Genomic DNA, 11,497 nt, shown 5'->3' on the forward strand with positions numbered 1-11,497 from the left:
CTTAAAAAGAAAGGAATAAGAATATAATGTTACAACAAGCAAAAACTGAACAAGATGAGACACTTCAAGATTTACCTGATAGCACTTCTGACGTTTTTTTCCATCGGAATGGCGGCACAATGTACATTCCGCAACACAGCCTTCGGGAGTGGGGAATACCTGACATATAACCTTTACTATAACTGGAAGTTTATCTGGGTGAAGGCAGGGACGGCCTCGTGGTATACCATTTCCTCCACCTATCGTGGCATACCTGCCTACCGCGCCTCGCTGACTACGCGTGGAAACGGAAAGCTCGACGACTACTTCGTCCTGCGCGACACGCTGCTCTGCTACGACTCCAAGCAGATGGCACCGCTCTATTTCCGCAAAGGGGCACGCGAAGGAAAGCGATATACGGTGGACGAAGTATTCTACAGCTATCCCAACGGCAAGTGCCACGTGCGCCAGCATCGCATAGACAACGACGGAAAACACCAGTGGCAGGAGCATACCTATGAAGATTGTGTGTACGACATGATGAGTATCTTCCTTCGGGCGCGGAGCTTTAATCCCGAGAGCTGGAAGAAGGGGCAGGTGGTGAACTTCCCTATTGTAGACGGCAACAGCAAGAATCCTGCACGGATAGTCTACAATGGCAAGACGAATATCAAGGCGGACAACGGCTGTAGATACCGTTGTCTGGAGCTGTCATACCTTGAATACGAAAAGGGAAAGTGGCGCAATGTAGCCAGTTTCTACGTTACCGACGACCAAAACCATATCCCCATCCGTCTGGACATGCGTCTGAAGTTTGGTTCTGCCAAGGCTTACCTTGTTTCGATGAAGGGAATTAGCAATAAGATTACTTCACAATTGAAGTAGGAGGGAGGAACCGCCCTACCCTGATTTTCCTCGGCAGGAAGGGAAGAAATTACTTTTTCATCTGTGAGAGGGACTGTATTCAAATCTCACGGTTACCATATTCTTATATTCCGCGAGGCCTTCCCTCCCCTACTGGGAAGGTCCGGGGAAAGTCTGTGTCTTCTATATCTTAATCCGAATCTGTATTTCCAAGTCTGTCATGACAGAGCGGGCTATTTGCTGTAGCCCCGATGAAATATGGTCGCGGTCAAGATAATTGGTGGTGGAACATTTGGCTATAATCATCCATTGTTGCGAGATGTCGGAACGGAGGAAAAGGGCATAGCGGATTCCCTTGCCGTAATAGACAGGAAAAGAGAATGAATAGAGTGGGCCTCGCTCGTAAGAATAGATGCGCGAGGCGTAGCTGCCGGTATGGAAGTAGGCGGCAGTGGCCGTCAGGTTGAGCCATGGAAAAAGGCAGAAGGAGGCGTTTTCGCTCAGCATATAGCCCGTACTGGAGGTTTTATATTGATTTTTTGAGAAGTCTATCTGTGTCTTGCTGCTCCATCTGTCAGTCGTATAGGCAAAGGATAGGCGGGCACGCTGAGTGATGTCGTTGATGAGCCGGCCGGCTGATTCTCCGTTGGCCTCGCCTATCTTTAGCCGGTATCGGGCAGAGACGGTGCAGTTTCCGCGGGTGTAGACAGCCGAGCCGAGATAATCCCAGACGTGGCTGGCGCGGTTGACACGGTAGCGCGGATGGGAGAAATAGGCATAGTCTGCATAAGCCAGTAGCGATAGGTATTTGCCTGTCTGCCAGTTTCCGCCTATGAGTAGTCCGCTCTCGTTCTGAATATGTCCTCCTTCGCTGAATCCGTTAGAGAATAGCGAATGATACTTGTAGCCGTAGTAACGTTGTATGGCGACGAAGGAGAGTTGCCGGGAGAGCTTTACCCGAAGGTTGTTCAGGGTGGCCACGCTTCCGCAGTCGCCCGTTGCCGTCTCGCCGTTGAACGAAAACCGGGGATGGACATAGCCATAGTCAAGGCTCAGATTCCAGAAATCCGTGCCTTCGGGGTCGTATTTTCGGTAAACCTGCTGCGTGGGCGGAGCCAGCGGACGGTTGAAACGGGTGTATAGTCCTGTTGCTCCGATATGCAGTCCTTGGTATTTCCAGTGCAGGTTTCCGCCTGCTGTAGTCTGTGAAGTATTGTTCTTCTTTGTCATTTCCGTCTTTGTGCGGTGATACTCTGATTGTAGCAGTGTTCTGACAGTGCCGTTGCTGTTGAGCGTGGCATCAAGACGGCGGTATGAAACAAAGGCAGACAGATCAAGATGTCGTGCCACCGATAGGGTGGCTGCAGCTCCCTGAAGATAGTTGGAAGCCGAGCGCGACGCGTGGGCACGAATCATGTTGCCCGTCTTTCCAAGGGAATAAAGCGATGCGAGCTTTCCAAAGCCGAAGTCATTGTTTATGACCAGTCCCTCGCCTATGCGTACACGGTAGTGCCCTATGGCAAGAGTCTTCAGTCTGCCGAGCTTCCTTGCAATAAAGTAAAGGCTGTAATGGTCGTACCCCATTGAATTTTTGTTGGCAAGAAAGGGTTCTCCTGCCTGTTGCGCTCCTACTATTCCGGCTTTCAGATAGTTCCCATAATGGAAGTCATACCTAAGAGAGTGTGTATATTTATAGCCGAGATAGCCGTTGCGGTCGCCATGCCGCTCATACATAGGGAGCTTGGCGGTCAGCAGCAGGGTGTGCTTTCCATATTTCAGTGCGTTGTTGAGGCTGAACCGCTGCGTCTCATTGATGGGAGAAAGTCGTACGAAGTAACGGAGCAATTGGTGTGTCGTATATTCAATGGAGGAAATAAGGAAGAGTTCATTCAAGGTTCTCATGCCGTGATACTGATAGATGTAGGCGAGAATATCCTCAATCTGTATATCGGTCAGGAAGGGAATCTGTTCCAAATCTTCCGTGTGGCGGTGTTAATGTCTATCGGATGTTCCGCCAACTGGGTCAGCAGCTCTAAGTTTTCTTCCCTTTGCTCCTCCGTTTCATCTTCTGCGGTGCTGAGTTCGTCGTAGTATTGTTCCCACGGATGGGTGTTTTGGGCGTGGAGGGTGAAAGAAGCCATACAGAGAAGAAGCATCAGCCAGACGGTTTTCATATAGTAATGTTTAATGAAATTAGATAATATAGTTATATATATGGTACAGAGTTGGGAAAATATTGTCTTATATCTCTGCATTAATTCAACTGCAAATATACTCCAACTCTACTATAAAAGCAAGCCGAAACTCAAATTATTATTAAAAAAGAAATGTGGTTCGGAAATATTGGTTACTTTTGCCAGCGTATGAGAAAGAAGGTTATTATACTCCTGTTGGGCTGCCTTTCGTTGTCGGTGCCAGCCATGCCGCAAGACCATATCAATCCCGAGGACAGGGTGGTGGATATGGATTCGCCTACGTTTGTGCCGATGGTGCATATCGGAAAAGCCAAAGTCGGGGCGGACAGCATCCAGTATGTCCGCACGAACAAGATATATGTGTTTCCGCCCATGGAGTTTAAGAACGACAAACAACGTCAGGCCTACAATCGGTTGGTTTACAATATAAAGAAGGTACTGCCGATGGCAAAGGAGTGTAACCAGATAATTGTAGAGACTTATTCCTACCTTGAGACCATTCCCACGAAGAAAGAGCGCAGCGAACATCTCAAGCGCGTGGAGAAAGGACTGATGGAACAGTATAAGCCAAGGATGAAAAAGCTAAGCTATAGCCAAGGAAAACTGCTCATAAAGCTCATTGACCGCGAAACCAACTCGACGGGTTACGAACTTATACAGGCTTTTCTCGGACCGGTGCGTGCCGGATTCTATCAGGCCTTTGCGTGGGTATTTGGTGCCAGTCTTAAGAAACGCTACGAGCCGGAGGGAGCCGACCGCCTCGTAGAACGGATTGTATTGCAGGTTGAGGCCGGACAGCTGTAAGTGCCTGCAAGGGAAAATGAAGTTTGGAAACGGAGGTGCCGGAAAATAAAAAAATGTTTTCCCGTTTGCCGTTTCCCCACAAAATAAATATCTTTGTACCTGATTATAAACTTAAGAGCAAATGAAATGATGAACTTTAACAAGAAAACGGCCGCCCTTGCAGGCTTACTCCTGCTGACAGGGACGCTGACTGCTTCCGCACAGGAAGAGAAACCGCGCGAGAAAAGCATCTATTTGGAATTGTTAGGACCCAGCAACGGCATCGGAGTCAGCTACGATGCACGGCTGAAGAAAGGTTCTCCGTTCGGATTCCGTGCCGGATTCGGTTTCGGATATTCACAATCCAACTGGTTCTTTGGCGATACCCAGTCTACCCGTGTCTACTCTTTCCCCTTGGAGGCCAACTACCTTGCAGGCAAGAAAAAGAGCAAGCTGGAACTGGGCCTCGGCGTTAACCTCGGATTGTATAACGACCATCACAGGGTGGGATATTACGAGCCTGTCAGCGGTCTCCCCGATACTTATCAGGAAAAGGTCTACAGCAGTTCTGAAAACAACTTCAGCTCGTTTGCCTATTTCAACGTAGGCTACCGCCATACCGCTACCAAGGGATTTCAGTTCCGCATCGGTCTCACCACGGCAGCAACGTTGGGCAATGCCCGTCAAAGTGCACACTCGGTGATGCTTGCCCCCTACATCAGCTTCGGAAAGGCATTTTAGAATAGTCTTGTCTGTAAAACAATTTCGTTGAAACAAAAGGATGATATTTTCAGACAGGCTTTCCGGCAGGGCGAAAGCGGCACTCTGATGCAATGAAAGTGCCGTTCCGACTCAGCCAAAGTGGCACTTTCGCACAACGGAAGTGCCACTTTTTTATGCTGATTGGTAACCATCTGGCAGACAGAGTGATACACCTGCCGTTACGAACGCTGGCAAATGGTGAAACGGAAATGAAAAATCGGGACGGTGTAAATATATTTCCGGGTATGCGAAATGGCGTAGAATAGAAGGCTGCCAGCACTCGGCAGGGAAACCGGAATGAAAAAAATTCGCTATTGTTCTGTCACAATCTTGCTTCTATTGCGTATTACATGTAGAAACGAACTGTAAAAATGAAAATATGATGAAGAGAATCCTGTTATTCGGCATCGCAGTGGCAGCCATCCTGACCAGCTGTGCCGCCAAGCGAGAAGTAGAGAATAATGTTTCCGCCCCGGTTGCCTACGAGAGCGATGCTGCCAAGGGCGGAAGGAAAACGGTGAGAAATGTCAATGTCGGCGAGTTTTCCAAGATGGATTTGACAAGCTATTGCCGCGTCCATTTCGTTCAGGGCACTACCTGTAGGGTTCGTCTGGAGGGAGATGGGAAGACACTTGATAACGTGAGTGCAACCGTATCGGGCGGAAAACTGACGATAAGAACAATCAATACGGGCTATCACAAGGGCAAAGAACACGAGTTTGAAGTATTCATTACCGCCCCGGAAATCAGCGAAGTGAGCGTAAGCGGTATCGTAACATTTGAGGCGGACAAGGTGGAGAGCCGCAGTCTCCTCCTCGACTGCACGGGATTAGTTACAATCAATATCGGTACTATCTCGGCAGGAACGCTTAGTATGGTAAACTCCGGGCAGACATCGTTAAAAGGAAAGGCCGATGCCAATAAGATAAAGATAGACAATACCGGAATTTGCCAGCTCGAACTGACGGCCGACGGCACGAGCCTGAAGTTTGAGAACGGCGGACAAGCCCGTGTCAACCTTACTTACAGGGGCGTGGACACGCGGATAGAGAACAGCGGCCTCTGCAATCTCAAGGCGCAGATAACCTCCGGGAAGCTCGTCATGGATAACAGCGGACAGGGCGGTATGAACTTCAATTTCAACGAGGGCGACCTTTCCATAGAGAATACGGGCATAGGCAACATCGTGGGCAAGCTCGACTGCAACAGCGTCTCGGCCTCCAATGCAGGCGTAGGCGACGTAGTCCTTCAGGGACATGCCGACAATGTGAACATCGATTCGTCGGGAGTGAGCAAGGTAGACACCTCGAAGCTCAATAATTATTAAAGGTATCGGATGACGGGTGTGTGGTGGCAGTGATTTGAATGAGTCATTATTTCCCCATTATCTGAACCTCGCTCATTGTCGGCACTGCCCATCAACGCCCGGTATCCGGCACCCGTCATCCTCTCATCCACCATCTCTCATCCACCGTGTCCGAAGCCGAATTTAAGCAAGAAGCCGCCTGCGAGCGAATAAAGATGCTTGCCACGGCCGTCCGCTACGTCAGAGACAGCGATGCAGCCGAAGACATCGTGCAGGATGCCTTGCTCCGTCTCTGGCAGATGCACCCGCGGCTGAACCTCCCGATTGGGCCGATAGCAATGGTGCTGACACGCAATCTTGCCATAGACTACCTCCGCCGGCAGCATCCGCATGAGCCGGTAGAGCTGTTGCCGCTGACTGACGAAAGCATCGACGAGGCCGGACAGGAGCGCATCCGCCACGTACTCGCCATCGTTTCAGCCCTCCCGACGCTCCAGCAGACCATTATCCGTCTGCGCCACATAGAGGGAATGGAGTTCCGCGACATTGCCCTGCTCACGGGAAGCAGCGAGGCGGCAGTCAGACAGGCCCTCAGCCGGGCAAGAAGAGAAGTATTAAAACGCTACAACAATGAAGAAAGAAGAAGTAAGAAAGCTCATCAGTAAGTTCCTTGACGGCGATACGACCTTGGAAGAAGAACGCGCTCTCTACGCCTTCTTCCGTCAGGCGCGGATTGCCGGCGAGTTTCTGCCCTATCGGGAGATGTTCCGCGACTATGCCGCGCTGCCGCTGTTGAGTGGTGATATGGCTTCCGTCCGTGTTCCCAGACAGTCGCCCCGGGGTGGAAGGTGGGTTCGTCGGATTGCCGGCATCGCTGCTTCGGCATTGTTGGTCTTGGGCGTAGGCATGGGCTATCGTGCCTATGAGAATCATCTTCTTGCCAAAAACTACGAGGGAAGCTATATGATTGTCAATGGCAAACGGATAGACAACCTCCGGCAGATACGCCGTCAGATAAAGTCAACTCTTGACGATGCGCGCAGGATAGAGCAGAATATCGGTCAGGAAGACATAATCTCCGATGCCGAGAGGGAAGTGTTGGAGAGCATGGACAGTCCGCAGAAAAGGGCGGAAATGGAACAATTGTTAAAAGATTAGGCCTGCTATGAGAAGATATATAATGATATGGTTGCTTTGCTTCCTCTGTTTCGCGGGAGCAAAGGCGCAGAATAGCATCGACAGGATGGTAACGAAGTCTCTACCAACAACCTGACCACCTTTACAACTGCGGTGAAGCGCAATCCAAAAACAAAGAAAGTGGAGAAGGTAGTGAAGACTTTGGAGATGCAGAACGGATTGGGAGGCGACTTCTACGAAGCTTCAGGCGCGAGAAGAAGACAGGCAGCTGGACCGACAAGGCCACCTACGGCAGCCGGGTCATTACTCTCGTATGCGAAGACAGCCGCCAACTGCGCATCTATATGCTGAAGGGAATCAACGCCAACTTCTCCCACTACGCCAAGGTAACGGTTATCGTTCAGCCGAAGGGATAGTTCGGAGAGACGGCAGGGGCTTCGCCGTCCCTTTGCAGGGAATGAAAAAACTCCCGATAAGCCTGCCGTAGCAGGCTTATCGGGAGTTGGTCTATCGTTTGTTTACCTTTCGTCTTTCTCTTTCAGACGGTGTTCTATCACCTTGGCAACGAGGATAAACTGGTAGAAACCCGTCATCACGCTGTCTATGAAGCCCGTGATGCCGTTACGAATCTCGCCATCCATGAAGTACGATTTGAAGAAACGCCAGAACGGGCGGAACAGCAGCGCGCCCACGCCGTACCGCTTTCCCTTCTTCTTCTCTACTTCCCCGGTAGTGTATCGGTTGTATTTCTCCAGTCGGTCGTCTATGTAATTCTCTATGAGATGGACGAGAACGACGTTCTTCAGATGGTTGTCGATATACTCTGTCCGCCCCTTCACCTGTGGGAAAGTGTGGACATAGGGAGGCCATACCGTCCCCTCGCGGATGAAAAAGCGCAGCTGGTAGTCCTTCGGCAGGCCTTTCTTCATGATGTTCATAAAGCGGTTGCGGCGCGGAATGTACAGTCCCTCGGGGCAGTCAGGGCGGTTTATCCTGCCGTATAGGTAGTCTTTGAGTTCCGGGGTTACCAGTTCGTCGGCATCGACTACCAGTACCCACTTGCCCTGCGCGCTCTGAATGGCGAATGTGCGTGCCGGTTCGGCACAGACGTGGTTGTTCGGGAACGTTACCACCTTGCATCCGTTGCGCCGGGCAATCTCCACGGTGTGGTCGGTGCTTTCCATATCGCATACTACAACTTCGTCAAAGCCCCTGACCGAGTCGAGTACGCGTTGCAGGAATTTCTCCGCGTTGTAGGTATTGATTACTACCGATATGTCTTTTTTTTCCATCTTATGGGCAAAGATACGATATTTTTCCGTATTTTTGCAACATGGCAACCGAAAAAGAAATTACCATTGGATTCGACGCCAAGCGGATTGTGAGAAACCGGACGGGCTTGGGGAGCTACGGACGAAACCTCGTCAACGACCTTTCCTCGGCCGATTCGTCCCACCGTCTGCTTCTCTTCGCTCCCGACAGCGGTCATGCCGATTTGCGGGAACAGGTTGCCCTGCGCGCGAATGTGCGGTTTGTATATCCCGAGAATCTCCGTTTCCGCTTTCAGCGCGACCTTTGGCGCAGCCGCGGCATCGTAAGGTGCTGCGCGAGAACGGCGTACAGATATTCCACGGACTCTCGGGCGAGCTGCCGCACGGGCTGAAAGCCTCCGGCATACGGGGCATTGTAACCATCCACGACCTTATTTTCATGCGCCATCCCGAGTATTATAACTGGATAGACGTACAGATTTACAAGCGCAAATTCTACCAGACGCTGCGCGAGGCCGACCGTATCATTGCCATAAGCGAGCGTACCAAGCACGACATTCTCCACTACGGACACTTCCCCGAAGACCGCATCGACGTGATATACCAAAGCTGCGACACGCGCTTCAGGCAGCGTTCGGACGACGAAACGAAGCAGGAGGTGAGGCGACGCTACTCCCTGCCCGACCGGTACATCCTCAATGTGGGCACGGTGGAGGAGCGGAAGAATGTCCTTCTTGCCATCAAGGCCCTGCGACGGCTTCCTTCCGACCTCCATTTGGTGGTAGTCGGGCGACAGACAAATTACCAAAACACTATCCAGAGAGCACTCGGCGACAGTCTCAAGGGGCGTGTCCACTTCCTTCAGGGAGTCCCCAACGCCGACCTGTCCGGCATCTATCAGCAGGCCGAGTGCTTCGTCTACCCCTCCCGTTACGAGGGTTTCGGCATCCCGATAATCGAAGCCGTGCAGAGCGGACTGCCCGTCGTGGCAGCCACGGGCAGCTGTCTCGAAGAGGCAGGAGGCCCGGATTGTCTCTACGTCTCGCCCGACAGCGCAGACGACATGGCGGCAGCCATCGTGCAGGCCATCGGCCGTCGGGCCGAGATAGTGCCGAAAAGCCTTGCTTACGTCGCCCGTTTCGAGAACAGAAACGTTGCGAAAAATGTATTGGAGTGCTATAATAGGTTGTTGAATGAAGTAAAATAACCTATTTTACTATTAAGTATCGTTCTGTGAAAATATTCTCCTCATTCGGCCTACACGTGCAAACGCAATCTTCGGCAAGACCCTTTAACCCGTTTAATACACAAAAATAAACCCACAAAAGTATATGATTCCCAAGGTAATTCACTACTGCTGGTTGAGCAACGACCCCTATCCCGGCAAGATAAAGAAATGTATGGAAAGCTGGCGAAAGGTGCTTCCCGACTACGAGATAAAGCTATGGAATACCGAAAACTTCGACATAGCCGGCAGCCCGGCCTACGTTCAGGAAGCGTTCCGGCAGCGCAAGTGGGCCTTTGCAGCCGACTACATCCGCATGTACGCCCTCTACACCGAGGGAGGCATCTATCTCGACTCCGACGTAAAGGTAGTAAAGCCCTTCGACGAGTTTCTCAGCCACTCCTTCTTCTCCTCCATGGAGTATCATCCCATACAGATTGAGCGCGACGGCTCGGCCTCAATGATAGACGAGAACGGCAACCGCATCAGGGAAGGATACGTTTCCGGCATACAGATACAGGCGGCCGTGATGGGCGCGGAGGCCGGAAACGTGTTTGTGAAAGACGTGCTCGAAGACTATGAGCACCGCCAGTTCCTCAACCCGGACGGAAGTCTCAACACCACCGTCCTGTCGCCCTACATCTATGCGCGCGTGATGGAGAAGTACGGATTCAAGTATCTCGACCGCGACCAGCCACTGGAACAGAACATGATGATTTACCGTTCCGAGATATTCGCAGGCAACAGGCACGAGGTTACCCCTGCCTCCTACGCCATCCACTACTGCGCCCACAGCTGGCATCCGAGCCTGAAGGAGAAGCTGAGAAAGTGGTGGTCGGGAAAATAGAAACTTAATTTAAAGAATCTGATGATTAGCATTATCACTCCCGTCTTCCAGTGCGAAGACTATCTGCAAACCCTGATAGAATCGATAATCTGCCAAACCTACACCGACTGGGAGCTGCTCCTGATAGACGACGGAAGCAAGGACGGCTCGCCCGAAATCTGCGACCGCTATGCCCGGGAGAATCCGCGCATACGCGTAGTACACAGAACGAACGGCGGACCTGCCGCTGCCCGCAACGAGGCCGTGGCGATGGCAAGGGGCGAATACGTTGCCTTTGCCGACAGCGACGACTGGACGGAACCCCGGTGGCTGGAGCTTCTCCATGCCACGGCACGGGAACGACAGGCAGACATCGTCTCTGCGACTTCTTCGAGGAGTATGCCAACCAAACCGTCAGGAAAGGAAAGTGCGACGACTCGGTGGAGCTGATGGACAGAAAGGAGGCTCTGCTGCGCACCTTCAAGGACGAAATAAAGTGCTATCTCTGGTCTATGCTTGTGCGGAAGGAGGTCATGCAGGAGTCTTTCTCCAACTATCGGGCCTACGAAGACTATGCGACGGTGTTCAAATGGATGTCGCACGTAGAGACCGTCGTGCGGCTTCGGACTCCCCTCTACCACTATCGCCAGTCGGCGGCGAGCACCCTTCACTGCCGCGCGGCGCAGAACAACATCGACCTCCTCAACGCTACCATGGAGCGTTACCGCCTCATCAGCGACAAGGGACTGCTGCGCGAAGACGCCGAAACTGTCAACGGCATCTATACGCGCATGCTCATCAAGGCGGCCAAGGACCTTTCCCGTTCTTCCTACAGCAAGGGATTCAAGATTTATTTCCTCCGTGAGATTTCGTCGGAACTGAAGAAAATCCACCTCAGCTCCTCTTACCGGCACCTCGGGGCAAAGTGCCTGCTGCGCTATAAGCTGATAAAGAAGAGTCCGAAGCTGTTCAAGAGCATAGCAGAGAAGTCGACGGTGTTCTGCCTGAAGAACAAGAACATCTGCCGCAACTTATACAAATAGGTGTCCGGACAGCTGTTGGGGCAGCCGGTGCAAGGCTCGGAAACGGTATAGGACTTTGAAATCCGTTTCATGGTCTGGTCAGAATCAGAAAATGAAAGTGCCGTTC

At 51.6% G+C, this 11,497-nt stretch carries 12 protein-coding genes and 1 pseudogene; 10 read left to right on the top strand and 3 right to left on the bottom strand.

The features are described from left to right. Positions 1-54: 54 nt before the first annotated feature. Entirely contained in the window at positions 55-864 is an 810-nt protein-coding gene (locus tag JCM15908_RS04385; RefSeq protein ID WP_025002422.1) for a DUF3108 domain-containing protein, read from the top strand. 162 nt (positions 865-1,026) lie between these two features. Here the strand turns inward: JCM15908_RS04385 and JCM15908_RS12270 are convergent, their stop codons facing one another. Further along, on the bottom strand, positions 1,027-2,817 hold the full coding sequence (locus tag JCM15908_RS12270) for a helix-hairpin-helix domain-containing protein (RefSeq protein WP_306303705.1): 1,791 nt from the start codon (positions 2,815-2,817) through the stop codon (positions 1,027-1,029). Continuing rightward, positions 2,796-3,017: a hypothetical protein gene (locus JCM15908_RS15460; RefSeq protein WP_306303706.1), complete on the bottom strand. Its 222-nt coding sequence runs from the start codon at positions 3,015-3,017 to the stop codon at positions 2,796-2,798. Before JCM15908_RS15460 ends, JCM15908_RS12270 begins: the two co-directional genes overlap by 22 nt. A gap of 189 nt (positions 3,018-3,206) precedes the next feature. Here JCM15908_RS15460 and JCM15908_RS04400 point away from each other — a divergent pair, with 189 nt between their 5' ends. The 6 genes from JCM15908_RS04400 (at position 3,207) to JCM15908_RS15045 (ending at position 7,377) form a co-directional block, all read left to right on the top strand. Next, on the top strand, positions 3,207-3,842 hold the full coding sequence (locus tag JCM15908_RS04400; protein ID WP_025002424.1) for a DUF4294 domain-containing protein: 636 nt from the start codon (positions 3,207-3,209) through the stop codon (positions 3,840-3,842). 126 nt (positions 3,843-3,968) lie between these two features. Beyond that, positions 3,969-4,562, top strand: coding sequence for a hypothetical protein (locus JCM15908_RS04405; protein ID WP_025002425.1), 594 nt, complete (start codon positions 3,969-3,971; stop codon positions 4,560-4,562). 400 nt (positions 4,563-4,962) lie between these two features. Next, a complete protein-coding gene (locus JCM15908_RS04415) occupies positions 4,963-5,910 on the top strand; it encodes a GIN domain-containing protein (protein ID WP_025002427.1) in 948 nt (315 codons plus the stop codon). A 146-nt stretch (positions 5,911-6,056) separates the two neighbouring features. Beyond that, positions 6,057-6,554, top strand: a complete 498-nt coding sequence (locus JCM15908_RS04420; RefSeq protein ID WP_025002428.1) for a GFO_1088 family ECF-type sigma factor — start codon at positions 6,057-6,059, stop codon at positions 6,552-6,554. Next, a complete protein-coding gene (locus JCM15908_RS04425; protein WP_025002429.1) occupies positions 6,520-7,047 on the top strand; it encodes a PG0215 family putative anti-sigma factor in 528 nt (175 codons plus the stop codon). The genes JCM15908_RS04420 and JCM15908_RS04425 overlap by 35 nt, the downstream gene beginning before the upstream one ends. Before the next feature lie 132 nt (positions 7,048-7,179). Further along, on the top strand, positions 7,180-7,377 hold the full coding sequence (locus JCM15908_RS15045) for a hypothetical protein (RefSeq protein WP_234396373.1): 198 nt from the start codon (positions 7,180-7,182) through the stop codon (positions 7,375-7,377). 167 nt (positions 7,378-7,544) lie between these two features. Here JCM15908_RS15045 and JCM15908_RS04430 read toward each other — a convergent pair whose 3' ends face one another. Beyond that, the gene (locus JCM15908_RS04430) at positions 7,545-8,318 is read right to left on the bottom strand and encodes a glycosyltransferase family 2 protein (protein WP_025002430.1); all 774 of its coding nucleotides are present in this window, start codon (positions 8,316-8,318) and stop codon (positions 7,545-7,547) included. A gap of 41 nt (positions 8,319-8,359) precedes the next feature. Between JCM15908_RS04430 and JCM15908_RS12275 the strand changes: the two are divergent. The 3 genes and pseudogenes from JCM15908_RS12275 to JCM15908_RS04445 all read left to right on the top strand — a co-directional run bounded on the left by JCM15908_RS12275 (position 8,360) and on the right by JCM15908_RS04445 (position 10,798). Next, positions 8,360-9,504: pseudogene (locus JCM15908_RS12275) on the top strand (glycosyltransferase family 4 protein). A 106-nt stretch (positions 9,505-9,610) separates the two neighbouring features. Beyond that, the gene (locus JCM15908_RS04440; protein WP_304621697.1) at positions 9,611-10,369 is read left to right on the top strand and encodes a glycosyltransferase family 32 protein; all 759 of its coding nucleotides are present in this window, start codon (positions 9,611-9,613) and stop codon (positions 10,367-10,369) included. Between the two features lie 21 nt (positions 10,370-10,390). Next, complete coding sequence (locus tag JCM15908_RS04445; protein ID WP_025002432.1) at positions 10,391-10,798, top strand: glycosyltransferase family 2 protein; 408 nt, start codon at positions 10,391-10,393, stop codon at positions 10,796-10,798. Positions 10,799-11,497 lie beyond the last annotated feature (699 nt).

It is taken from the genome of Prevotella dentasini JCM 15908, from assembly GCF_000614065.1.
In the GTDB taxonomy this organism is placed as follows: Bacteria; Bacteroidota; Bacteroidia; order Bacteroidales; family Bacteroidaceae; genus Prevotella; species Prevotella dentasini.